At 53.6% G+C, this 25,983-nt stretch carries 17 protein-coding genes; 12 read left to right on the top strand and 5 right to left on the bottom strand.

Translation table 11 applies throughout. From position 1 onward, the window contains the following. Positions 1 to 86: 86 nt before the first annotated feature. From ACAW75_RS24225 to ACAW75_RS24215, 3 genes are all read right to left on the bottom strand, one after another. Positions 87 to 1,259, bottom strand: coding sequence for a DUF4097 family beta strand repeat-containing protein (locus tag ACAW75_RS24225; RefSeq protein WP_370731366.1), 1,173 nt, complete (start codon positions 1,257 to 1,259; stop codon positions 87 to 89). After that, positions 1,246 to 1,872: a hypothetical protein gene (locus ACAW75_RS24220; RefSeq protein ID WP_370731365.1), complete on the bottom strand. Its 627-nt coding sequence runs from the start codon at positions 1,870 to 1,872 to the stop codon at positions 1,246 to 1,248. The genes ACAW75_RS24225 and ACAW75_RS24220 overlap by 14 nt, the downstream gene beginning before the upstream one ends. Before the next feature lie 122 nt (positions 1,873 to 1,994). Next, complete coding sequence (locus tag ACAW75_RS24215) at positions 1,995 to 2,555, bottom strand: RNA polymerase sigma factor (protein ID WP_370731364.1); 561 nt, start codon at positions 2,553 to 2,555, stop codon at positions 1,995 to 1,997. Positions 2,556 to 3,175: 620 nt separating this feature from the next. Between ACAW75_RS24215 and ACAW75_RS24210 the strand changes: the two genes are divergently transcribed. Both ACAW75_RS24210 and ACAW75_RS24205 read left to right on the top strand, forming a co-directional pair. Next, positions 3,176 to 3,901, top strand: a complete 726-nt coding sequence (locus ACAW75_RS24210) for a hypothetical protein (RefSeq protein ID WP_370731363.1) — start codon at positions 3,176 to 3,178, stop codon at positions 3,899 to 3,901. 17 nt (positions 3,902 to 3,918) lie between these two features. After that, complete coding sequence (locus ACAW75_RS24205) at positions 3,919 to 5,424, top strand: T9SS type A sorting domain-containing protein (RefSeq protein ID WP_370731362.1); 1,506 nt, start codon at positions 3,919 to 3,921, stop codon at positions 5,422 to 5,424. A 68-nt stretch (positions 5,425 to 5,492) separates the two neighbouring features. Here the strand turns inward: ACAW75_RS24205 and ACAW75_RS24200 are convergent, their stop codons facing one another. Together ACAW75_RS24200 and ACAW75_RS24195 are read right to left on the bottom strand one after the other, a co-directional pair. Further along, positions 5,493 to 6,812, bottom strand: a complete 1,320-nt coding sequence (locus tag ACAW75_RS24200; protein ID WP_370731361.1) for a cryptochrome/photolyase family protein — start codon at positions 6,810 to 6,812, stop codon at positions 5,493 to 5,495. 94 nt (positions 6,813 to 6,906) lie between these two features. Continuing rightward, positions 6,907 to 7,839 carry a serine hydrolase gene (locus ACAW75_RS24195; protein ID WP_370731360.1) on the bottom strand — a complete coding sequence of 311 codons (933 nt, stop codon included), beginning with the start codon at positions 7,837 to 7,839 and terminating at the stop codon, positions 6,907 to 6,909. A 213-nt stretch (positions 7,840 to 8,052) separates the two neighbouring features. Between ACAW75_RS24195 and ACAW75_RS24190 the strand changes: the two genes are divergently transcribed. From ACAW75_RS24190 to ACAW75_RS24145, 10 genes are all read left to right on the top strand, one after another. Next, positions 8,053 to 11,238: a SusC/RagA family TonB-linked outer membrane protein gene (locus tag ACAW75_RS24190; RefSeq protein ID WP_370731359.1), complete on the top strand. Its 3,186-nt coding sequence runs from the start codon at positions 8,053 to 8,055 to the stop codon at positions 11,236 to 11,238. Positions 11,239 to 11,252: 14 nt separating this feature from the next. Continuing rightward, a complete protein-coding gene (locus ACAW75_RS24185) occupies positions 11,253 to 12,755 on the top strand; it encodes a RagB/SusD family nutrient uptake outer membrane protein (RefSeq protein ID WP_370731358.1) in 1,503 nt (500 codons plus the stop codon). Positions 12,756 to 12,874: 119 nt separating this feature from the next. Further along, positions 12,875 to 13,219 (top strand): cupin domain-containing protein, encoded by a 345-nt coding sequence (locus tag ACAW75_RS24180; RefSeq protein WP_370731357.1) that lies wholly within the window; start codon positions 12,875 to 12,877, stop codon positions 13,217 to 13,219. A gap of 137 nt (positions 13,220 to 13,356) precedes the next feature. Further along, on the top strand, positions 13,357 to 14,070 hold the full coding sequence (locus tag ACAW75_RS24175; RefSeq protein ID WP_370731356.1) for an NUDIX hydrolase: 714 nt from the start codon (positions 13,357 to 13,359) through the stop codon (positions 14,068 to 14,070). A gap of 690 nt (positions 14,071 to 14,760) precedes the next feature. Further along, entirely contained in the window at positions 14,761 to 17,979 is a 3,219-nt protein-coding gene (locus ACAW75_RS24170; RefSeq protein WP_370731355.1) for a SusC/RagA family TonB-linked outer membrane protein, read from the top strand. 20 nt (positions 17,980 to 17,999) lie between these two features. Continuing rightward, positions 18,000 to 19,841 (top strand): RagB/SusD family nutrient uptake outer membrane protein, encoded by a 1,842-nt coding sequence (locus tag ACAW75_RS24165; RefSeq protein ID WP_370731354.1) that lies wholly within the window; start codon positions 18,000 to 18,002, stop codon positions 19,839 to 19,841. Between the two features lie 9 nt (positions 19,842 to 19,850). Continuing rightward, positions 19,851 to 20,522, top strand: a complete 672-nt coding sequence (locus ACAW75_RS24160) for a DUF3823 domain-containing protein (RefSeq protein ID WP_370731353.1) — start codon at positions 19,851 to 19,853, stop codon at positions 20,520 to 20,522. 197 nt (positions 20,523 to 20,719) lie between these two features. Continuing rightward, positions 20,720 to 22,732 carry an alpha-L-arabinofuranosidase family protein gene (locus ACAW75_RS24155; RefSeq protein ID WP_370731352.1) on the top strand — a complete coding sequence of 671 codons (2,013 nt, stop codon included), beginning with the start codon at positions 20,720 to 20,722 and terminating at the stop codon, positions 22,730 to 22,732. A 251-nt stretch (positions 22,733 to 22,983) separates the two neighbouring features. After that, positions 22,984 to 23,949, top strand: coding sequence for an arabinan endo-1,5-alpha-L-arabinosidase (locus ACAW75_RS24150; protein ID WP_370731351.1), 966 nt, complete (start codon positions 22,984 to 22,986; stop codon positions 23,947 to 23,949). Positions 23,950 to 24,234: 285 nt separating this feature from the next. Beyond that, entirely contained in the window at positions 24,235 to 25,899 is a 1,665-nt protein-coding gene (locus ACAW75_RS24145; protein ID WP_370731350.1) for a ribulokinase, read from the top strand. The last annotated feature ends 84 nt before the right edge of the window (positions 25,900 to 25,983 follow it).

Here is a 25,983-nt window from a genome sequence, read left to right as displayed (position 1 = left end):
AAAACCTACCTGATAAACTACTTTTCTCTGCTGCAAAGATAATTTGACCCGGTGCCAAACCCTATCTGTTCATCGGCAAAGACCAACTATTTATTAAAACGTACGTCGCCGTAAGTAGCTACTACTTTAATGCTGGGTCCGTCGCCGTTGCCTACCTTCCCAACATACTGTCTGGAGCGTGTTGTGCGGGCGGGTGCCGTTATTGACACGCCCGTTATCGTACGCGCCGACGTAGCAGGCTGGGGCTGGGTGAGCAGTTGCAGATTGGGCAGTGTCGGGTAGGTGAATCCGCCGTGAGTGACTGTCACGTCGAAATCGCAGTTGGGGGTCGACTGCATGGGCAGAGCTACGGTGGAATAGCTGGCTTCTACGTCGATTTTGTCGGCGGCGGCCCCAATTCGTTGCACCCGAAATTGCCTGGCATAGTCCATCTTGAATTTCCCCGACTGCCGCACGGCACCGATCAGGGCATCGGTGTAGCTGGTGCGTACATCGACTTTATTGGTTTCGCCGATATTCAGCTTACCATACGTTTGCTGAATAGAGAGCACATTACCGGAGTTGATGTCGAGGTCACCGAACGACATGACCACGCTGCCATTCTGTACGTCGCGAAAAGACACGTTACCAAACGAGGCCTTGATCTTGTTGGTCGGGTTGTTCAGCGTGGCCCCATATACATTTCCAAAACTTGATTCAACCGTGAGTGGTGCCCAAAAATCGGGGATGGTCGTGTTGCCGAAACTGTTTTTGATGGCCAGTTTATTGGCTTTAGGCATCGAAATGCGGTAATGCACCTGCAAAAAATTACGCCGGTCTCCTTTCTTCCAGCCTCCATCGAAGCCATTGGAAATTACGGTTTTGATATGGTATGTGTCGCCATCCTGCCGCTCATCGATCCTGACTGCGTTCAGCGCTTTACTGGCCCGGTCGGCGTTTTGTGACGAAGAAATAACGACAATCTGAATACGGAATTCATTCCGATCCCAAAGCGACACGCTGACGTCGCCGAAATGATTGTCGATAGACAGCGCGTCTTTGCTATCGACCATGATCGATTTCAGTATGGTGCGGGTAAGTTCTGTTCGGTCGTCGGTCGTTTCCATCGGCTCAAACAGAGCCGGTGGGGCAAAGCCAACAGCCGGGAGCGGGGTCGTCTGGGCCACAGCGGCCGGGTACTCATCGGGCGACTGGGCAAACGCCTGGGCAGCCAGCAGGCAGGCCGCCATAAAGACGATGTATGGATTAAACAGGTTCATTGGTCGTTTGTTGTTTAATGCGTTGTATAACACGCAGTTGTTCATTCAGCAGGTCGATCTGGAGCTGTAGGTTCTGAATCATGGCCTGAATCAGCACTTCCTGATTGGGGGTATTGGGTAGTTCTTTCTTCAGCCCTTTATAACTGGCTTCCAGCCGGTCGAGATCCTGAGCAAACTGCCCGTACAGATCGGGATTACTTTCGGTGAGCTGCTGCAACTCGGTCCGTTTGGTCTCAATCAGGCTGGAATACTGCGCTACTTCTTTGGCATAGGTAGGGCTAAAGGCCACCACATCGGCTTGTTTGGTTGGCGCGTACCGGTCATTGATCCACCACAGGCTACCGGCCAGTAGCAGCAGCGCAATAGAGGCCGCCCATGTCCAGTAGGAGCGGGTCCAGGTATCTCCATACCGGGTACTTCCATACCGGATACCTCCATACCGGGTACCTCCATACCGGGTACGTTGCCGATGCACGGCCTGAAAAGGGCGGGCTGTTTTGTCGGGGTTGGCCTGATCGGGTAACTGGTCTGCAATTTGCTCCCACAAACCAGCCGAGGGGCCGTCCTGCTCAAAAGCGTCGCGGTTGTCGCGGATGAATTTCTCGAGGGACATAGGTTAATGAGTGAACGAGTAAAAGAGCGGTCCGCCGCGGCGGCGAAAGTCGCCCCCAATCAAGTCAGTGTGCTCGTGCAGCGCAGCACTTTCGCCGCCGCGGCGGACCGCTCTTTCGCCATTCACTCTTTAGTTAAGTGTTCAACTAGTTTTCGTTTGGCCCGGAGGTATTGCGAGCGGGAGGTTGATTCCCCGATGCATAATACCTGACCGATCTCTTCATGGTCGTAGCCTTCAAACAGATGCAGCGTCAGCACCACGCGGTATCCTTCGGGCAGTTTCTGGATGGCGCGACGCACCCGCTCCACGTCCCAGTTCAGGCTTTCTTCATCGATTCCCCCGCCCGTAGTGTCGGGAGCGTCGAATCCGTCGCCCAGTTCGTCGGTGCTGACCAGGGCCAGCCGCCGACTACGCAAATGACCAATGGCCCGGTTCACCACAATCTGCTTCAGCCACGCGCCGAAGGTACTTTCTGCGCGAAACTTGCCAAGATTGCTGAATGCGTCGAGGAACGCTTCCTGCAACACATCTTCGGCTTCGGCGTCGTGCCCTACAATCCGCAGACAGACGTTATACATCGCTTTAGCGTAGCGGTTGTATAGCTCATACTGCGCCCGTCGGTCGCCCGATTTCGAGCGATCAACCAGGTCGGAGATCAGGGCGGGGTTTAGGTACGTCGCCAACAGGTCTAGGCCGCCGGTGCGTGAGCAACCGGGTTTAGGTCATCAATCGGGGTAAAGACGTAGGAAGAGTCAGGTACGTTGCACGGAACAGGTAACAATTATCAGTTAACAGCTATCAACGTACCCAGCTACCCGAACAACAGGCAGCGTTTCATGTAGCTGGGTACGTTACCGGAGCGCCGGCCGAACCATTGTAACGATTTCGTTTTCGATAAACCTCGCTGATTCAAGATAGAATCAACGCACTCCAGAACTGTATGTATCTACACCCTTGTAACCACTGACTCGAATAGTAACTTTCATTGTCGAACAAATCAATAAAATCATTGTAAATGACAAAAATTAATTTGTTACTTGTGATAGAATTAAAGAAAAATAAATCACCGATAATTAAAGCTGAGTAATACTCAAAAACCCAAGGATAATATGCTTACGTATAAATAGCTGTTATCTATCTGTGATGCCATTATTTATGGAGTTGTCAGTTGTAATGGTGGTCATTAAGCGTCATTTTTTCGACCGATGCATGAATTGATCTCAAACACTCTGTATCGAACCTTTCATTCCTGATTTAGAAGAATTGAAATAAAACTTTAACTAGTTAACCTCTCTCAAGCCAAATGAAAAAACGTAAAATTAGATATCAGAAAACTCGCAAGTTTACAGCAGTACTAGTTGCTTGCTTGCTCACACTTACTCAATTTTGTTACGCTGGTAATATTGCCATTGATGATTCCACTACATATAAACTGTTTAGTCGAAAGATTCAATTACAGGCATCTATAGGTGCAGCCAGTACTAATTTTTCATACCCATCAATTGGCTACGATAATAAATACCTTCATTTTATTCATGCAGACCTTTATCTAATCAAAAAGGTGAGCATTAGATCAGATATTAGTTTGGGCTTGGGGTATGAGCCTATCGGTTTTATACTTGATTCACACTTACCCACTGGGGAGTCTTCGCACACTAAGTTTCGTCTATTTTATGGAAATGTACACATGCTATATGGCTATCAATTATCTAAGCTAGGTAAGCATATTGATGTTAGAGCGTTGACCGGCATTTTTGGAGGTCGATTAATCGATAACGACGTTTTATCGTTGGTACAACCCGATAATATACTTTATCGAAGCAAGAACACCACAACCTATACTTCTTGGAACGCTGGAGTCTCCTTAGGCATTTCTGGGTCCAAGCAAATTGCTCGTAAATGTGCTTTAGGCCTGAAAATTATGTATCACATAGGAATTAGCAATACTCTCAGTAGAGAGTCAATATCCCGTGGTGGTATAGATCGGTACACGCGATCCATTGGCTTATCAACATTTATTAATTTTTAACATAAATCTCTCCAACGATGAAAACTTTTTTTACCCCCGCTCTTACTTATTTATTGGTCATGGTATCAATGATGGTCGAAGCCCAGTTTACACCGAATACACCTATCTGTCCGGGAACAACGGTGTCATATAATATCACCTCGTCAGTGTTTGCCTCTAAACCTCTTAATTGGACAGTAGTAGGTGGGGTATTCACTACGAACAACTCTACTACAGTGAATAATACTAGTTCTTCCCAAGTCATAAAGTGGAACAACAACATCACTACTGGGTCTTTCATAGTAAAACTTATCACAGACGGTACTAGTCAGACATTTACTGTTAGTGCGACACCAATTACTCAACCTTACAGCGTGGATAATATTGTTATTCCATGCGGTACCGCTGGTAACGTGCAAACTATCGTTAAAATTATAAGATCTGGTGACGACGGTACGCCAGCTCAGAGTATTATTGCAGATGGTCGCAATTTTGTCTTACCTACGGGTATGCAATACGTTTCTAATACATATCTGGGTGATGTTGAAGAATTTAATCAATTTTACCAACGGTACCGAGTAACATTTTCTGTTAATGGAACTGTTTCCGGTCAAGCTACATTTAAGAGTTTCTTCAGCTGCTCAACTGATCCTAATTCAACTGGAATATTGAGTAGTACTGTCATTCCCTTTTCCGTTATTAGATCATCCGGGTATGAAAATATTTCCCTTTCGGGAGCAAATCAGGGTTGTTTTGGACAATCTGGAAGCTACACACTTCAAAATGCGCCTTCTGGTATTTCAACCACCTGGTCGGCCACCGGTCCATTATCGTTGGCCAGCAGTTCATCGGCAGAAGCAGTAGTAAACTATGGTAATACTATCGGGATTGGCAATGTGGTTGTTAATATTTCAAATGCCTGTAGCCTAACGGCTGTTAAGCAACTAACCGTGGGAGTTGGTATCCCTTATGTGGACAATGTATACTATGATGGTTTACCCAATAGAGGTCCCATGCCCGCTGCCGGTGGGAGTACCCACTACGTTGGGGTGAGCGCCTTCAACTCTCCCTCTGCTACCTACTCGCTGGGTGTTACCAACAATTCCGGCAATATCAACGTGAGCCTGTACGGGGTCAATGGAGGTAACGCCGAGATTTATGTATCGGGTACCGTGGGGAATAGTGCCATCAACTATGTGGCAACTAACGTTTGTGGCAGCTCGTCGGGCGCACAAATCGTTTACATTCCCTACAGTTATCGAGCCGGGCCAAACCCGGCTAAAGAATCTGTCGTTGTCGCCTTTACAGACACCAAGTATCAACAGGCGTTGCCAGATCAAATTGATATAGTGTCAGAGAAGACGATGAAAGCTGTCCGATCAATCAATGTCAGTGAAATAGTTAAAACTGGCGGCTTTCAGGAAGGCAATAAAATCGCGTTCGATATTCAGGATCTACCCCGTGGTGTCTACTACCTGAAGGTGATTAACCCACGTCAGGAAAAAGAAAAGCAGATTGACATGACGCGTCTCTACTTTGAGTAACAGTGCTTTGTTTACTAAGAATACTAGGTGATTCATGCGTGTTTATTTACACATGAACCACCTAGTATTTAGTCGTTCTTCGCCAGCCCCGCCTTATACACGGCCACTACGCGTTGACGGGCGAAGGCGTGGTCGATCATGGGAGCGGGGTAATCCAGACTGTTGAATTCGGGCACCCAGCGGCGGATGTATTCGCCTTTCGGGTCGAATTTTTCGGCCTGGGCGGTGGGGTTGAAGACGCGGAAATAAGGCGCGGCGTCGGTACCGGAGCCAGCAGCCCACTGCCAGCCGCCGTTATTGGCCGAGAGGTCGAAGTCGCGGAGCTTTTGGGCGAAATACGCTTCGCCAATTCGCCAGTCGATGAGCAGGTGTTTGATGCAGAAGCTGGCCACGACCATCCGTACCCGGTTATGCATCCAGCCCGTTTCGTTCAACTGGCGCATGCCGGCATCAACCAGCGGATAGCCGGTTGTGCCGGTTTGCCAGCGTTCAATGTCTTCGGGTCGGTTCAGGAACTTGATGTTGTCGTATTCACGGCGGAACGCGTGGTGCTCAACGTGCGGGAAATGGTCGAGCACCTGGAAATAGAAGTCGCGCCAGCATAACTCGCTCAGGAAGGTGGGGCTGGTTTCCTGTGCCTGCCGGGCCAGATCGCGGATACTGATGGTGCCAAACCTGAGGTGGATACCCAGTTCGCTGGTGCCCCGCTCGGCCGGATAATCGCGCATTTTCTGGTAAGCGGCCAGGAGTTCAGCCGAAACCGTTGGCTTCGGATAGTTCTCGCCCAGCGGCTCGAAGCCCATATCATCGAGCGTAACAACGGGCGTGGGGAGCGTTTGGTGAAGCCGGTCGAAATACTTCTCGGTAGGGTAGGCTTTGAGGTAGAATGGATCGGCCAGTTTGCTTAGCCAGTTGCGGCTGTAGGGGCCAAAAACGGTATAGGGTTTTCCGGTGCCGGTTAGCACCTCGTCGCGGTCGAAAATAGCCTGGTCTTTATAGCTGTGAAAACCCACGCCGACCGTTTGCAGGTACGTGTCAATCTCAGCGTCGCGGCCTTTGGCGTAGGTCTCGTAGTCGTAATTGGTGAATACATTCGAGAGGGTGTATTCGGCGGTCAGCTCCCTGAATATATCCAGCGGATGTCCGTAGCGAATCAATAAGGAGGAGCCCATGCGCTGCAGTTCGTCCTGCATTTTCAGCACCTGTTTGTAGATAAATTCCACGCGCCGGTCGCGCTTATCGTCGAGGTGATCCAGAATGTCCTTATCGAAAATGAAGAGGGGCAATACGGGCCGACCGGCTTTCAGGGCGTAGTACAGGGCGGCGTTGTCGTGCAGGCGCAGATCGCGCCGGTGCCACATGATGGCGATGGGAGTTTCATGTTTCATGTTTCAAGTGTCAAGGGCGTTGCTCGTACACGAAAGGCATGTTGGCAACGCACCTGATACACTGAAACTTGAAACATGAAACGTCTGGTTTCTGTTACCACCATTTCTCGTAGCCTTCTGTTGGTTTAAAGGCTGATCTGGGCTCGAAGTGCTGCCAGATGATAGATGATACGTTCCGAAGCAGCGTAGAACCTTCGTTGGTGCGGGCCCAGCTTTCGTCTTTCTGGTTTTTGGTCATCACGCAGTAGACGTACTCGCCGTGGGGCGCATGTACCAGCATCACTTCCGAGCGCGACTGGTTGACGGCCCCGTTTTTGGTGGCCACTTTTACGGTGGCGGGAAGTTGCGAGAGACCATCATCATCCCAGAACTGACGGCCCAGATTCCGGTACATACGGTCGCTGGCGGCGGGGCTAACAGCTTTGCCATCGCGGATGTACGTGAGCAGGCTGGCCAGTTCGCGGGGCGTGGTCTGCCCCCAGCCGTAGCGTGTTCTGAAGGGTTCGCGGCCCGGTGTGCGCGAGTTTACCCGTGTTTGCGGAAAACCATTGGCATCGAGCCAGGCATTGATGGCCGTTCCGCCGCCCGCCAGCTTCTGGCACCACAGGCTGCCGGTATTGTCGGAAACGGTTTCCATCAGCATCACCACTTCGCTCAGCGGCAGTTTGGCCCCGTCTTTCAGCGACCCCACAATGCCGTCGTCGTAGTGCAGCGAATCGCGGTAAACCACTTCCTGCTGGTAGCTGATGCTGCCTTTCTGGATCTGATCAAAAAGACCGATCATGATCGGAATTTTGATGGTGCTGGCCGTCGGGAAGGTGGTGTCTGCCTGAATGGCCACCGTTTTTCCGGTTTTTAAGTGGTGAACATAGATGCCCACTTCACCATGAAAGCCACTCAGGGCCCTGGTCAGTTTTTGCGTTAGGCGCGCATCTGTTTTACCTGGATTTACCTGGGCAGACGTACCAAAGGAAACGGCTAGACAAGCTAGAAAGAGCGAAAATCGGGCGGGTAGAGGTATGGGCATGTCGATGATTCGTTAGCGATGCTGGCGATGAACGGGAAGAAGAGGTAAAATACAGCGTTTATTATAAAATAGGGATATCGGTAAACCCCTGCATAGCAGTAGACTGAGCTATCCTACTCAGGAGAGTACAGGACGGAAATAGGAAGGGGTTTAAGCACTTTTGTATAACTCATTGAATAAATACAATCCTATGTTGCTTAAATACCTCTTTACATGCGAAACGCTACTCAGTTAACCAAGCTGCTTCTGCTCATCAGCGTTTTGCTGATGAGCATAGGGGCTACGGCCCAAACGATCACTGGAACAGTGACCTCGGCCGAAAATAACGAAACGCTACCGGGCGTGAACGTCGTTCAGAAAGGAACGATCAATGGGTCTGTTACCGATGCAAAAGGTGAATACAGCGTCCGAATCAATACCGCCAAGCCCGCTGTGTTGACTTTCTCGTCGATTGGCTACGTAACAAAAGAGATCACGGTTACCAATCAGACAAGCGTTTCTGTAAAACTGGACGTCGACGATCGGTCGCTCAACGAAGTGGTTGTGATCGGTTACGGCACGGCCAAGAAAGCCGACGTGACCGGGGCCGTTGCGTCGTTCGATGTGAAGACCATCGACCAGCGGCCCATCCTGCGCGTCGATCAGGCGCTGGTTGGCCAGATGGCGGGTGTGCAGGTGAAGCAGACTAGTGGTGCGCTGGGCAAAGGATTCAGCGTGCAGGTACGTGGTAGCGGCTCCATCACGGCTGGCAATGAACCCCTTTACGTGATCGACGGATTTCCGCTGGCCACCGCCGCCCCCAACGGGTCGGGTAACTTCGCGACGGGTAACCCCCTCGATAACATCAACCCGAATGACATTGAGTCGATTCAGGTGCTGAAAGATGCGGCCTCGGCGGCTATTTACGGCTCACGCGCCGCCAATGGTGTGGTGCTGATCACGACCAAACGCGGGAAGCTGGGACGCGGCACCATCTCGATCAACACGTACGCCGGCTTTATGGAACGTACCCGGAAGCTCGATATGCTCAGTGCGGATGAGTGGGTTGCCCGTGCCACCGAGATGATCAATGCGGCCTGGGTAGCATCGGCACCGGGCCGGACGGCCTCCCAGACCAATGAACAACGCCGGTTATTGCTGGGCCTGCCCGCCGGTCAGGTGAACACAGGCCTGATGACGGATGATCGCTGGGCGATGCCGGGCCATCCGGGTTTGAACTACATCGACTGGCAGGAGCAGGCATTCCGGAAAGGCATTGTGCAGAACCATCAGATTTCGGCCAGTGGCGGTACCGACAAGGTGAATTATTACGTGTCGGGCAACTACGTGAACCAGCAGGGTATGGTGATCAACACCAACTACACGGCCTATTCGGCCCGGGCCAACGTGGAAGTAAAAGCGAGCAACAAGCTGAAACTCGGTTTGAATCTGGCCCCAACCTATTCAGTCAATAACGATCCGGGTGTGGAAGGGAAAGATAATATCCTGCACCAGATGGTGAGCATGACGCCGGTGCAGGAAGATACGATGGGCGTGTATCCCAATGTGGGCAACAACGGGCAGTACCGCTGGAGTACCTCGACCAACAGCCCGATTGGCAAGCTCCAGTATGCCATCGGCGAAACGAAACGGTTCCGTACGCTCGGCTCTATTTTTGCCGACTACCAGATTCTGCCCGGCCTGACGTTCCGCACGACGGTCAACCTCGATAACACCGACAACGCGTCGAAGTCATACAACCCGTACAGTATTGCCAGCACCCTGGCTACGCGGCAGGCGCAGCTCACGTTGCTCACCAGTGGCGGCTTCAGCACCTACCGGAAGCGCACGTTTGTGAACGAGAACACGCTCTCGTATACCACCACCATCGCCGACAAGCACAACCTGTCGCTGTTGGGTGGATACTCGTATAACTCGGGTAAAATAGAAACGTCGGCGCTCAGTTCGAACGGTGGGTTCAGCAGCAATGTCATCACGACGCTTAATGCCGCCAACGGGGTAACTGGGAATACCACGGAAGCGCAGAACGTACTGATCTCGTACTTTGGCCGGGCACAATACAATTATGGTGAGAAGTACCTGTTCTCGGCCAGCCTTCGCCGCGACGGGTCATCCCGCTTTGGGGCGAACACCCGCTGGGGCCTGTTCCCGTCAGCATCGGTGGGCTGGCGTATTTCGGAAGAGTCGTTCATGAAAGGCATCAAGCCGATCAACGACCTGAAACTGCGCGCCAGCTTCGGGACCGCCGGCAATTACAACATCGGTGACTACAGCACCCTGCCTGTACTAGCAACGGCCAACTACACGTTCAACGGCACCAACGCCATTGGGCAGGCACCCGGCGGCGTAACCAACCCCGACTTAACCTGGGAAACGTCTGAAACCACCGATTTTGGCTTCGACGCCTCCCTGCTGAACAACCGCCTGTCGCTGACCTTCGACGTATACAACAAACTGAATAAAGGACTGCTTTTGAACGTACCCATCCCAACGGCCACCGGCTTTGGCTCCTACCTGAGCAATGCGGGTAGCGTACGGAACCAGGGCTGGGAAGTGGAAGTGAGCAGCCGGAACACGACGGGCGCGTTGAAATGGAACACCTCGGTAAACTTCAGCCATTACTCCAACAAAGTGGTGGCCCTGGCCAATGGACAGAACCAACTGCTGATTCCATCGTCGTTCGATATTTCGCACTCGCTGTTGCGGGTTGGCGAACCGCTCTACAGCATCTACGTGGTGAAACAGACCGGCATCCTCTCGCAGGCAGACATCGACGGCAAGGCAGCCCTGAACGGCACCGAAACGGTGGGTGACCCGAAATATTTCGATGCCAACGGTGACGGCGTGATCGACGCGAATGACCGGGTAATTGTTGGCCACCCCAACCCCGATTTCGTTTGGGGTATTACCAACAGCTTCCGTTACAAAGGCTTCGACCTGACGGTGCTGGTGCAGGGCCAGAATGGCGGCTCCATCTATTCATTGCTGGGCCGGGCGCTGGGCCGTACCGGGCAGGGATTCACCGACAACGCCCTGGGTACCTATCGCGATCGCTGGTTCTCGCCCGAAAATCCGGGAGCGGGTATCGTCAGCAAAGCGTACTCGACCTTTGGCCGCATCAAAAACACGGACTGGCTGTATTCGTCTGATTATGTGCGCGTTCGGAACATCACGCTGGGTTATGACCTGAAAACGTTTGTGAAAGCACCGCAACTCCAGGGGGCTCGCCTCTACGTAACGGCCGAAAATTTCTTTGGCTATGATAAGTACAAAGGCGGGTTCAACCCCGAAGCCACCAACACCGACCTGAGCGGTAGCAGTTCGTACCCCGAAGCGGGCGACTATGGCGGATTGCCGCTGCCCCGCTCAATCGTTGTCGGATTGAATGTCACGTTTTAACCAGCCTTAAGACCATGAAAAATATAGCACTCGCCTGTCTGGCGCTGACCTCATTGGTGCTGGTATCCTGCACCGACGATTTAACCCAAATTCCTATTTCGGCCGCGACCACGTCGACGTTCTATTCGCAGACCAACGACTTTTTGCAGGCCAGTAACGCGGTATACAGCGACCTGCGGGGCTATCCCGACCGGCAGCTGAACCTGTCGGAAACGCGCTCGGATAACCTGTACGCCGTGTCGGATGGCGGCGTGCGCGACTGGGAGGGCATCAACAGCTTCCAGAAAAGTATCGCGGCCAATCCGTACGTATCAGAAGCCTGGACGACCAATTTTAACGGTATTTTCCGGGCCAACACCCTGCTCGATCAGTTGCAGAAAAACGGGAAGGTGATTTCAGATGCCAACTTGCGGACTCGCCTGGAGGCTGAAGCCAAATTCCTGCGGGCTTTTTTCTACTTCGATCTGGTTCGTTTCTTCGGTAAGGTGCCCATCATTGACCGCCCCGTTACGGCCAACGAAGCCATCGAGATTCCGCGTAGTCCGGTGAAAGATGTGTATGCGCTGATCCTGTCTGACCTGACGTTTGCCGCTACGAACCTGCCCGAAACGTATGCCGCCGCTGATAAGGGCCGGGCCACGCGCTATGCCGCCAAAGCGGCGCTGGCCCTGGTGTATATGACCCGGTCGGGACCGACCTACGACATTGACGGCCCCGGTTTAGGCGTCAGCGAATGGTCACTGGCGCTGACGAACCTGAACGACATCATCACGAGTGGGAAGTATTCGTCAGTATCGTCGTACACGAGCATTTTCTCGTACACAAACGAGAATAATTCGGAAGTGATCTTTGATGTTCAGTATGCCAACGGACTGACCCCGATTGTGGGGGCTACGTTTCCCTGGGTGCTGGTGCCCGATACCTGGTTCCAGGCCAACGGAAAAGGCACGCAGGGCGGGCTGACCATCCGGCCGGCAGCCTTGGATCTGGTGAATTCGTACACCGCCACCGATGTGCGCAAAGCCTTCTCGATCCAGAGCGGGTATACGTTCAATGGCGTGGCCGAAACCCGGCCGTTCATCAAGAAATACGTTGACCTGGCCAGAGTGCCGACCAACAACCGCGTCGACTGGCCCATCAACTTCATTGTGTACCGCTACACCGATATCCTGATGCTGAAGGCCGAGTGTATTCTGCGGGGCGGCAGCGGGGGTACGCAGGCCGATGTCGATGCCATCGTGAATCAGGTACGTACCCGGGCCGGTCTGCCCGCCATCACCAACGTAACCTTTGCCCAGTTGTTGCAGGAACGCCGGAAAGAGCTGATTGGTGAAGGATCGCGCTGGCATGACCTGGTGCGCAGTGGTCTGATCGAGACCATCATGCCTGCCTGGATCGCTACGGAAGACGTTCAAAAACAGATGCAGCCGTTCCAGAAGAACTACATCCTCTACCCGGTGCCGCAGGCTGAATTAGACGCCAAGCCCGGTTTGTACACGCAGAACCCGGGCTATTGATAGGGTAATGGCCTGAGTGTGTAAAATGGGTAATTGGGTAACTGATTGATTGAGTGTAGATCGATCGTATAACCAATTACCCATTTACCCATTTAATTTACAGGACAAACTTATTTCTAATGATTGGCTCACCTTTCCAACAACAATTTGTCGACGCCGAAGCCATTGCCTGGGAAACCGTTGGCGAGGGCGTACGCCGGAAAATACTGACCTACGATGCCAACCTGATGATGGTCGTGGTCGACTTTGAACAGGGCGGCGTTGGGGCCATGCACCAGCATTACCATACCCAGATCAGCTATGTGAAAAGCGGTGCATTCACCATCACGATCGGTGAGGAAGAACGCGTATTAAGGGCGGGTGATGCGTATTACATTCCGCCCAATGTGCTGCACGGAGCCGTATGCCAGGAGGCCGGCACGCTGGTCGACGTGTTTACGCCCATGCGCGAAGATTTCGTTTAAAAGTAATTAGTTTAGTTTCAACACAGAGGAACGGAGGTGTCACAGAGCACACAGAGTTATATAGTGAGCAACATAAAAAGACTCTGTGTGCTCTGTGACACCTCCGTTCCTCTGTGTTGGAGAAATAAACGTACCCAATGAAAGCAGCCTATCAGCACACTACCCGCATCCTTGTCGCGCTCGATTGTATCATCTTCGGGTTCGATGGGGAAACGCTGAAATTGCTGCTGATCAAGCGGAACTTTGAGCCCGAATCTGGGAAGTGGTCGCTAATGGGCGGCTTCCTGAATGACGGTGAGGACCTGGAAGTGGCCGCAGACCGAATTCTATATAACCTCACCGGACTGCACAACAATTACCTGGAGCAGCTACAAACGTTCGGCACCGTTCATCGCGACCCCGTTGAGCGTACAATTTCGGTCGTTTATTACTCCCTGGTCAACATCGCCGATCAGGATGTGACGGCCATTCAGTCGCATAATGCGTCGTGGATCAGCCTGGAAAGTAAGCCGCCCCTCATTTTCGACCACGATCAGATGGTCAACGTAGCCCTTCAGCGGTTGCGTTACAAAGCGGCGCTTCACCCAATTGGGTTTGAATTGCTGCCACAAAAATTCACCGTGCCGCAGTTGCAGAAACTCTACGAAGCGATCTACGATACGCAACTCGATCGCCGCAACTTCAGCCGCAAGATTATGGCCACCGACCTGCTGCTCAGTACCGGCGAAAAGGATACCAACTCGGTGACCAAAAAGGCGCAGCTCTACAGCCTGAATACCGAAAAATACCAGAAATACCTCGACGGGTATTACACCTTCCTGCCCGAACTGGCTGAACTCACCGCCCGCTGATTTTCGTCTTTCCCGCCAGTGGCCCAACCGCGCTTATAGCAGGCTGATTCCGTATGGGTTACACCTAGGCAAATGGCTACGTGTAGCCGCTGGTGAGCTAACAAAACTTGCTTATGCTGCCCCATCAATTGCGTAGCAGGGCAGCGTCGGTAACTGCTTATCCCCAAAGCCCGGGCTTCCTTACGTGCCGTATAAAACGGCCTCTCTGGCTGCCTCCAGAGCGGAGGCGCACCATCTTACGACGAGTTAGCTGGCGACTGCAACCCGCTGGAGCCGCTAAGAGCGACTACCTACCGCCGCCTTGTAAAACCGCTTTAGCCTGTAGACCAGCCTTAGGGGCGTACCATAAACGTTCCTTTTGGTGATAACAGGCGATTCTTGGCAGGCACAGCAGGTTAAAATAGTATGAAAGAGATCGTTAAAACGGTAGCGCAAGAAACAAGTAAGATTTAGCAAAATACAGTCAAATCAAAAGGTAAAGGACTAATAGACATCCGAATAGTTCTAAATATAGGCTAGCTTTTTACCAATGATGACTTTATTTTATCATTAACTAGTTTTTAATATAATAGCATTTTAGGTTTGAATTGTAGAATTAAATTGATAGGTCCGATAGAGGATCTATGAAAGCGGCTAGTGCCCTTATTTCCCTCAACTGTTCCTTTCATCCTAATAAAAATCTCTTCAATTATGAAAAAACCAGTACAATCTGAGCGAGTGAGTGCAGTGGTCAGGCTTGCCTTGATGCCCATTGCATTTACTATTGCGCTCGACGTGTCTGCCGCGCTACCCAGCGTGGATCGACCGCTACCTAACCCAGTCAAACGGGTACCAGCTGGTGCACTCAGCTCTATAAAGGATATTACGGTTTCGGGTGTTGTTAGCGACGATAAAGGCGAAGGCTTACCCGGCGTAAACGTGGTTATCAAAGGCACTACGAAAGGGGCAACCACCGACGCGCAGGGTCAGTTTTCGATCAACGTACCTGACGCAAACACGGTGCTGGTGGTGTCGTTTGTAGGGTACAAATCGCAGGAAGTCACGGTTGGTAGCCAGACCCGGCTCAACATAAAACTGATTGCTGATGAGCAGGCGCTTGATGAGGTCGTTGTGGTTGGGTACGGCACCCAGTCGCGGGGAACGGTGACGGGGTCGGTGGCGGCCGTTAAATCGGAAGATATTCTGCGGACACCGGCCGTAACCACGTCGAGCGCGCTGGTAGGTCGGGTGCCCGGTATCACAGCCCGGCAAACAGACGCCCGGCCCGGCGGAGCGACCAGCATCCAGATTCGGAACATGGGTACGCCGCTGTACGTCATCGATGGGATCGTGGCCGATGCGGGGCAGTTCAACAACCTCGGCATCAACGACGTCGAGAATATCTCGATTCTGAAAGATGGTTCGGCCGCTATCTATGGCCTGCGGGCCGCCAACGGGGTTGTGCTCGTGACGACCAAGAAGGGGAAGGCGGGGCAGAAACCCGTCATCAGCCTGTCGGGTTACCAGGGCTGGCAGAACTTCACCCGCTACCCTCGTCCGGCCAACGCGTATCAGCACGTCCGTGGACTGGCTGAGTCGGATCAGAACCGGGGAATTGCCACGACGATCACGCCCGCCGAGCTGGAAAAATGGCGCGTGGGGACCGAGAAGGGCTACCAGAGCTTCGACTATTACAACATGGTCATGCGGCCCAACGTACCCCAGACGTACCTGAACGGGAGCGTATCGGGTGGGTCCGACAATGTATCGTATTACGTATCGGCCAGCCACCTGAATCAGGATGCGTTGATCAAGGATTTCAACTTCCAGCGGAGCAACTTCCAGGCGAACGTAGAAGCGGGCCTGAGCAAGAAACTCCGAATCGGTACGCAGATCAGCGGGCGGATCGAGAATCGCTTTCAGACGGGTGTACCGGGGCTTGACGATTACTTCAACCCCTTCCTGAGTATCTTCTCGATGTGGCCCACCGAGCGGCCCTATGCCAACGATAACCCGAATTATATTGCCCAGACGCACAACGTGAACGTGAATCCGGCCACCTACAAAAAGGAAATCACCGGTACCATCAGCGAACTCTGGCGGGCGGCCAAGGCCAACTTCACGGCTCAGTATGATTTCGATTTTGGCCTTGCCCTGAAAGGGACGTACTCGTATAACTTCACCAATTTCGATTTCGACGGGTTCGAGTACACCTACGACGCCTACACCTACGATGCCAAAACGGATACGTACAACGTGGTGCCGGGTGGCGGTAACCAGAACCCCTGGCGCGAACGCCGCAAGCGGAACATCGTTGACCGGTTCGGGCAACTGCAGGCGACCTACAACAAGCAGTTTGGCGATCACGGCCTGGCGACGGTACTGGCCTACGAACGCTACGATACCGACAACAAATACCTGGTGGTGCACACCGTTCCGCCCAACAACTACATTCCGCTCCAGTCGTTTGCCAACCAGGATCTGCTGATCGATGAATGGAACGTGACAGCGCGGGCGGGCTACATTGGCCGGATCAACTACAACTACAAGCAGCGCTATCTGGTTGAGGCGCTGGGTCGGTACGATGGGTCGTTCCTGTTTGCACCGGGCCGTCGGTACGGTTTCTTTCCTGGTGCGTCGCTCGGCTGGCGGGCGTCTGAAGAAGACTTCTTTAAAAACAGCGGTGTTGGCAAGGTGGTCAGCGAATTGAAACTGCGCGCCAGCTACGGCCGGACGGGTAGTGACCTGATCAACGATAACTTCATCGTGGCGCCCTACAGCTACCTGCCCGGCTACAACTTCCTGCAGGGTAGCGCGATCTTCAACGGCACGTATGTGATTGGTGTTCAGCCGCGTGGCCTGCCGATCACTACGCTCTCGTGGATCAACAACGTATCAACGAACGTGGGGATCGACTTTGGTCTGTTCAACGGACGGCTGTCAGGTACGTTCGACGTGTTTGAGCGGAAACGGACGGGTCTACCAGCGTCGCAGTATGACGTGCTGCTGCCCAGCGAAGTGGGCTACACGCTGCCAAACGCCAACCTGAACTCCGATGTCATTCGTGGTCTGGAAGGTGCCGTGAATTATAGCGGCAAAGTGGGTGAGTTGAGCTATACCGTTGGCGTCAATGCCACATTGGCCCGCCTGCGCAGCCTGGATATTTACAAACCACGCTTTGGTAACTCATGGGACGAATACCGCAACTCGGCCGTTGACCGTTGGGCGAACATCAACTGGGGGTATCAGGTGGAAGGCCGGTTCCAGTCGCAACAGCAGATCGACGACTACAAGGTTGACAACGACGGGCAGGGTAACCGCACCCAACTGCCGGGCGATTTTATCTACAAAGACGTGAACGGCGATGGGCTGATCACCAGCCTCGACGAACGCCCGATCGGGTACGCCGAAGGGGCCACGCCCTATGTCAACTACGCCTTCAACGGTACGCTGGGCTACAAAGGCTTCACGCTTCGTGTCGACGTGGTGGGCGCTAGCCTGCAAACGTTCCGGCGCGAGGTGGAGCAGAAAATTCCGTTCCAGAACAACGGTACGTCGCCGGCCTACATCCTCGAAGACCGCTGGCACCACGCTGATCCGTTCAACGCCGATAGCCCCTGGATTGCCGGCACGTACCCAGCCGTTCGGAAAGACAGCCCAAGCCACGTGAACTACAGCCGCCGCTCTGATTTCTGGGTGACCAACGTGCAGTATCTGCGCCTGCGGAACCTCGAAATCGGCTACAACATTCCCAAAACCTTCCTGGGTAAACTGGGCGTGTCGGCCATGCGGGTATACGTAAATGGCACGAACCTGATCTCGTTCGACAACCTGAAAGCCATCGAAGTAGACCCCGAAATCTCGTCAAATGGGGCGCTGGTGTATCCGCCACAGCGGTTGTATAACGCCGGTTTCGCCCTCAGTTTTTAATCGACAAAAGGATATCAACGATGAATCGTTTTCATAAACTACTGACAATCGGGTTACTGGCGCTTAGCTCAACGGCCTGCCAGGAGGACTTCCTGGAGCGTCAGCCACCCAATATTATTCTCGAAAGCCAGGTCTGGAATGATCCCAAGCTGATCACGAGCCTGCTGGCCAACTATTACGACCGGCTCCCTGCCCATACGCAGATCGATAACGGCTGGGATCAGTTCGCGGCATATGATGAGGCCATGTGGTCGGGGAACAACGACGGCCCGAACAACATTGTCAACTACGGCTTTGAGCGTTGGCGGCTGTGGGACTATGGCCTGATCCGCGACATCAACCTGGCGCTCGAAAGCATTGAAGCGAAGAGCACATCCCTCACTACGGCGCAAAAAGCGCAGTTTTCGGCTGAGTTCCGGTTTTTGCGAGCCTACATGTATTTTGAACTGGTGAAGCGGATGGGCGGCGTGCCGATCATCACCAAACAGCTCATCTACGACTTCAGCGGTAACCCAACGTCGCTGCAATTCCCGCGCAACAAAGAATCGGAAGTGTACGATTTTGTGGCCAGCGAACTCGACGCGATCAAGAATGACCTGGGCAATGCAGGTAGCAATACACGCGCTAACAGGTACACGGCGATGGCGTTGAAAAGCCGCGCGATGCTCTACGCGGGTTCCATTGCGAAATACAATAACCTGTTGGGTGCACCGATTCAAACGGCGGGGGGCGAAGTAGGTATTCCGGCCAACCGCGCTACCGAATATTACACCAAGGCGCTGGAAGCAGCCAAGGAAGTGATTACCGGGCCGTATTCGCTCTACCGGGCCAATGCCAACCTGGGCGAGAATTTCTACGAGGCGATTACCAAAAAGCTGAACAACAACGAAGTGATTCTGGCGAAAGACTTCCTGGTAACCAAAGACAAGCGGCATAGCTTCAGCTACGACAACATTGCCCGCAACATCCGTGAAGACAACCTGTCGTCGTCGAACATCACGCCAACGTTGAATCTGGTTGAGGATTATGAGTATCTGGATGGTACGTCGGGCGAATTGAAAACGCGGACGGCCAATGACCAGGATTATATCTACTACGATAACCTGAGCGGTCCGTTTGCCAATAAAGATGCCCGCCTCTACGGCACGGTTATTTACCCCGGCACGACGTTCAAGGGGCTGGAGGTACAGATTCAGGCGGGCGTAGCGGTCTGGAATGGCAGCAGCTACCAGCTGGTAGAAGGCAATACGCTGGGTGCAACCTACACCGACGGGAAATTGCTGACGGGTAGTTCAGGCCCGCAACGGTCGCAGACAGAAGTATCGAACTCCGGTTTCTACCTGCGCAAATACATCGATCCGGCTCCGCTGTCGAGCACCCGTGGTATTCGCAGCGATATGTGGTGGGTACGTTTCCGGCTGGGCGAAGTGCTGCTCAATGCAGCAGAAGCGGCGTTTGAACTAGGACAGACTGCCGACGCACTGACCTACGTAAACCGGATTCGGGAACGCGCTGGTTTTCCTGCCAACAGCCTGACGTCGCTGACGCTGGCCCGCTTGCAGAACGAACGCCGGGTAGAACTGGCTTTTGAAGACCACCGCGTGTGGGACCTGAAACGCTGGCGTATTGCGCATCTGGTGTGGGACGGTAACACGGCCAACCCCGACGCCATGCTGACAGCGCTGTACCCCTACCGCGTGGTTCGTCCCGGCAGTGCTCAGGATGGCAAATACATCTTTATCAAGATGGTCGCGCCTCGGTTCCGGGCTCCGCGTCTGTTCCAGTTCGGTAACTATTATTCGTCTATCGATCAGGCTGTTATCAATAATAATCCGAAGATTGTTCGCAATCCTTTCCAGTAAGCAGTAACCATGAAAGCACTCCTTTTCAGTCTGTTGGCGGGCACCGTGTTGCTGGCCAGCTGCGCAAAAGATAACTACGAGCCCCCCAAGTCGACCCTGACCGGGCGGGTCATTTACGACAACCAGCCGATTGGCGTTCGCACCAATGGTGTTCAGCTTGAACTATGGCAACGGGGCTATCAGCTGTTTACCAAAATTCCCGTTCAGGTGTCGCAGGAGGGTACGTTCTCAGCGGCCCTGTTCGACGGTGACTACAAGCTGGTTCGCCTGCGGGGGAACGGTCCCTGGGTCGATAACACCGACACGATCAACGTATCGGTGCGGGGTGCCGCCACCATCGACGTGCCCGTGCAACCGTATTTCGTGATTCGCAACCCAACGATCCAGCGCAGTGGAACTAGCCTGACGGGTTCCTTGACGGTAGGGCAGGTCGTGACTGGCCGGGCCATTGAACGGGTGACGATGTATGTCGGCACTACACAATTTGTGGATGTGACGAATAACGTTGGCTCGGCCAGCCTGACCGGAACGGCCCTGGCCGATCTGAGTAAGGCGTTGTCGGTGCCGCTCACGTTGCCTGCTGCCGTATCGAGCCGGCCCTATTTCTATGCGCGAATTGGGGTTAAAACCGTTGGCGTCGCTGAGCTGATTTATTCGCCGGTGCAGAAAATTACGTTGTAAGAACGCCATGCACATGAACCGGGTAACAGAGTAGGTCTACTCCGCTGCCCGGTTTATTCATGTGCGGTGTGTTGTTTATTGCTTCGCGCGCTAGGCCCTTCGACCGCAGCGGCGGACCGCGCGAAGCAACACTCACGCAACAGCAATACAGCACATCACAAAGCGTCGCAAACCCACCTCCCAACCACAATTTGCCTATGAATCGCTTTACCAAAGCCGCCAGTTTACTCGTACTGACAGCTAGCCTTTCGCACGCCCAACCTGCGCCAACTCACGTTGTTCGCGTGAATGTGGCGCAACCCGTAGCCGACATTCAACCGACGATGTGGGGCGTTTTTTTTGAAGATATCAACTTCGGGGCCGATGGTGGCATTTATGCTGAGCTGGTCAAGAACCGCTCATTCGAGTTTTTTAAGCCGCTGATGGGCTGGACCGTGCGGGGCAAAAAGCGTACAGAGGGCGATATCCTGGTACAGAACCGGGCCGAGTCAGGTACGTCGTCGCAACCAGGCGATAGCAACCCGCGCTACATCCGGGTTACGACCAACGGGGCTAGCCGGGGTGATCTGGAGATGATCAACGAAGGGTTTCGGGGCATGGGTATCAAGAGTGGCCTTCGCTACGATTTCGCCCTGATGTACCGGGTGCAGTCGGGCAATGTGACCGTTCACGCCGATCTGCTCGATGCCAAAGGTCAGTCGATTGGGTCAGGTACGTTGCTGCCTGAAAAAGCCGATGGACAATGGCACAAGCAGCAGGTGAGTTTTACATCGACCGCTACGGAGCCCAAGGGTAAATTGAACGTCTGGTTTGAAGGCACCGGCGTGGTTGACCTCGATATGATTTCGCTCTTCCCCGAAGACACCTGGAAAGGCCGCCCCGGTGGTATGCGGGCCGATATGGTGCAGATGCTGGGCGACATGAAGCCCGGTTTCGTGCGGTTTCCCGGCGGTTGTATCGTGGAAGGACATGACCTGACGCAGCGGTACCAGTGGAAAAAAACGCTGGGTGCCCCCGAAGATCGGCAACTGGTCATTAATCGCTGGAATTTCGAGTTTGGTCACCGCCCTGCGCCCGACTATTTTCAGACCTTCGGGTTGGGCTTCCTCGAATATTTTCAACTCTGCGAAGACATCGGTGCCGAGCCACTGCCGATCCTGAACTGCGGTATGGCCTGCCAGTTCAACACCGCCGAACTGGTGCCGCTGGATCAGCTCGACCCCTACGTGCAGGATGCCATCGACCTGATCGAGTTTGCCAACGCTGACGTCAATACGAAGTGGGGGAAAGTGCGCGCTGATCTGGGTCATCCGAAACCATTCAACCTCAAAATGATGGGTGTGGGCAACGAAAACTGGGGGCCGCAGTACATCGAGCGACTGGCCGTTTTCCAGAAAGCCATCAAAGCAAAATACCCGAATTTTCGGCTGGTGTGCAGTTCTGGCACCGATCCAGATGGTGAACGATTCGACTTCCTGAATGGAAAACTCAGAGCCATGAACGCCGACCTGATCGACGAACATTACTACCGTCGGCCCGAGTGGTTCCTGCAACATGTGAAGCGCTACGACACGTACCCACGCAACGGCGCAAAGATCTTTGCGGGGGAATGGGCCGCGCAGAGCGACAAAACCGTGAGTGTCAACAACAAGAACAACTGGCTCTGCGCCCTCAATGAAGCCGCCTTCATGACGGGTCTGGAGCGGAACGCCGCCGTGGTGCACATGGCCTCCTACGCCCCCTTGTTCGCCAATGCCGATGCCTGGCAGTGGACGCCCGATCTGATCTGGGTCGACAACCTGCGGGTATACGGAACGCCGAACTACTACGTTCAGAAGCTCTATTCGCTAAATAAAGGCACCCATGTATTGGGCATGACGCAGAATAACGAACCGCTGGCTGGCCAGGATAGTCTCTACGCTTCAGCCGCCTGGGATAAAGCAGCGGGTGAGATCATTCTGAAAGTCGCCAACGTATCCGATAAAGCGCAGGTGCGTCAGATTCAGCTCGATGGCACCAAAAAGCTGGACGCACAAGGGAAGCTATTCCTGCTGAAAAACGACAACCTGAACGCGGTGAATTCCTTCGAGAACGCCACGAACGTCAGCCCGGTCGAGCAGGCGATTGCCGTTGATGTGAAGAAGAAAAACGTAACCATGACGTTGGGGCCGAAATCATTCTCGGTGGTGCGTATCAAGGCAACGCTGTAGGTGGAAATAGCATTGGGTGGATGGTGACTTCTTTTGTCATTCCTCCTTACGTCGGGATGCTAAAAAAATACATTTTCGTTGTCGCTTGCCTGTGGCGAGTGACTCTTACCTGTATGGCCTCCGGCCCGATGGTTGACCTTCACCAGTATTAACTGAACTTTCGTTTCATTAGCTACCAACGGGCCGGAGGCCCTACAGGTAAGGGTCACTCGCCACAGGCGAGCGACAACAATACGTTAACCTCAACGCCTATGCTCAACAAATACGCAATCGTTCTACTCGCAATACTGGCCGGGAACGTACCCAGCTACGCGCAGGGGCCGGGCCCAACTTCAGGCACCAGCATTACTACCCACGACCCGAGCACCGTCCAGAAAGAGAATGGCCGCTACTGGTACTTCGCTACGGGAAACGGCATTCAGGTGGTTAGCTCACCGGATCTCAAAACCTGGAACCTAGAGAAGCCAATTTTCGAGCGGGGCACGTGGCCGAAATGGATCGATACCACGGTGACGAATTTCAAAGGTCATTTCTGGGCACCCGATTGCATCCGAATGAACGGCAAATACTACCTGTACTACTCCTGCTCATCGTTTGGCGCACCCACCTCGGCCATCGGCGTCGCTACGTCGCCCACCCTCGACCCTCAGTCGCCAGACTACCGATGGGACGATCAGGGCATGGTGGTCAAATCGAAAGTGCGCGCCGACGTCAACGCCATCGATCCCGGCCTGATGCGCGACACCGATGGCCGGGTCTATTTCGTCTACGGCTCATTCCACGGTGGCATCGGGGCGGCTGAGATCGACACCCTTACCGGGAAAACTAAAACTCCGGTAAAGCGCGTGGCCGGTGGGCGTGAGTCAGATTGGGAAGCCGCTACGCTGATCAAGGAGGGCCGTTATTATTATTTGTTTGTTAATAACGGCTTGTGTTGCAAAGGGTTGAATAGCACGTACTACATTGTGGTTGGCCGGTCAGAAAACCCGCTTGGGCCATTTCTGGATCAAACCGGCCGGGATTTGACCGCCGGTGGAGGCACCATCGTATTGCGTACCGACGGGAAATACATTGGCCCCGGTCACGTTGGTTTGCTTCGCGAAGGGGGAAAGAACATCGTGTCGATTCACTATTACGATGCCGAGGATAAAGGCCGTTCAAAACTGGCGTTCCGACAGCTCAAATTCCGAAAAGGCTGGCCAATTCTGGAAGAATAATTGACTGAAGCGTATCGTGGCTAAAGTGAACAAGTGTAATATTGTGTCAAATTGACACTTTTAGCGGAATAGACATTCTTTACACCTTTTGCTGCCGTAAATTGTGTAGAAAATACACGTTGCAGTTAGAAGGGTAGATTGGGGTTCTTTGGTGAGTGCAAGTCGTGAGCTGAAGATGTTAGAGAATCCTAAACGTGAAGTAAAACAGTTTTTTGTCATCCCGCCTTTGGTCGGGATGACAAAAAGATTACCCCCTAAACTCGTTCAGAACGAATAAACAATACTATGAAGAGTCAGTACGTCATTGGCGTCGATTTTGGTACCGATTCGGTACGGGCGTTACTAGTCAATGCTCAAACAGGGGAGGCTGCTGGCACACACGTGCATGAATATGCCCGCTGGAAACAGGGACTATACTGCAATCCCGCCCAGTCGCAATTCCGTCAGCATCCGCTCGATTACCTCGAAGGGCTGGAGGCAAGTATCAACGGGGCATTAGCCAATGCGCCCGCTGAGGTACGTTCGCAAGTGGTTGGAATAGCTATCGATACAACCGGTTCAACGCCCGTTGCGGTCGATAAAACTGGCCTGCCGCTGGCGCTGCGGCCCGATTTTGAGGGGAATCCCAACGGTATGTTCATTCTCTGGAAAGACCATACGGCCAATGCTGAAGCCGAGGAAATCAATAACCTGGCTCATCACTGGGACACTGATTATACCAAGTACGTTGGCGGTATTTATTCGTCGGAGTGGTATTGGGCCAAGATGCTGCGGACACTTCGGGTCGACGAGCAGGTACGTGAACACGCTTTTTCGTGGGTCGAACATTGCGACTGGGTATCGGCCGTGCTGACGGGCAACACCGATCCGCTGACGTTGCGCCGGTCGCGTTGCGCGGCGGGGCACAAGGCGCTCTGGCATAGCGAATTTGACGGTCTGCCTTCTGATGAATTCCTGACCAGACTAGATCCCCTGCTATCCGGTTTGCGTGATCGCCTGTTTACCGACACCTACACAGCCGACGAAGCGATGGGTAACCTCTCGGCTGAATGGGCTGAGAAACTCGGCCTCTCCACCGACGTGGTCATTGGCGTGGGGGCTTTCGATGCGCACATGGGTGCGGTAGGGGCCGAGATTGAACCGTACACCTTCGTCCGGATCATGGGTACGTCGACCTGCGATATTCTCATGGCACCGAATGAAGAAATAGGCCATCGGCTCATCCGGGGTATCTGCGGCCAGGTCGATGGCTCTGTGGCACCGGGTATGCTGGGTATGGAAGCGGGGCAGTCGGCCTTTGGTGACCTCTACGCCTGGTTTGCCCGCCTGCTCACCGGCCCGGTTCGCGATCTGCTGGGTACCGAAGCCGCCGACACGATGATGAGCAAACTGATTCCGCACCTCTCGGAACAGGCCGCTCAACTACCCGTCACCCCGAACGACATCATTGCCCTCGACTGGATCAACGGCCGCCGCACGCCCGACGCCAACCACACGCTGAAAGCGGCTATTTCGGGCCTGAATCTGGGGACCGACGCCGCGCAGGTATTCAAAGCGCTGGTAGAAGCCACGGCTTTCGGCTCGCGCAGCATTGTCGATCGGTTCATTGATGAAGGAGTCCCCATCAAAAAAGTGATTGCCATTGGTGGCGTGGCCAAAAAATCGCCGTTTGTGATGCAGACGCTGGCCGATGTGCTGAACAAACCCATTCAGGTGGCGCAGGCTGATCAGGCCTGTGCGCTTGGTGCTGCCATGTGTGCGGCGGTAGCGGCGGGCGTACATCCCTCGTTGGCTGAAGCGCAACAGGCGATGGGCTCCGGTTTCGATGCCTCGTATTCACCCCGTCCTGAACAGGTGGCTGTGTACGAAACGCTGTATCAGAAGTATCTGAAACTTGGCGCTTTCGTAGAGAACGTATCTGGCGCGAAGGCATTGGCTGAAGCAGTGTAGGTGCGTAAGCAACCTACAGCACCAAGCAGCATCAGCGCGTCAGCAATACATACGCACGCGTAAGCAACCTACAGCGCCAAGCCA

It is taken from the genome of Fibrella arboris, assembly GCF_041321095.1.
Lineage (GTDB): Bacteria > Bacteroidota > Bacteroidia > Cytophagales > Spirosomataceae > Fibrella > Fibrella arboris.
Note: the sequence above shows the minus strand (reverse complement) of the source record. Positions and strands in the feature narration are given on the sequence as shown.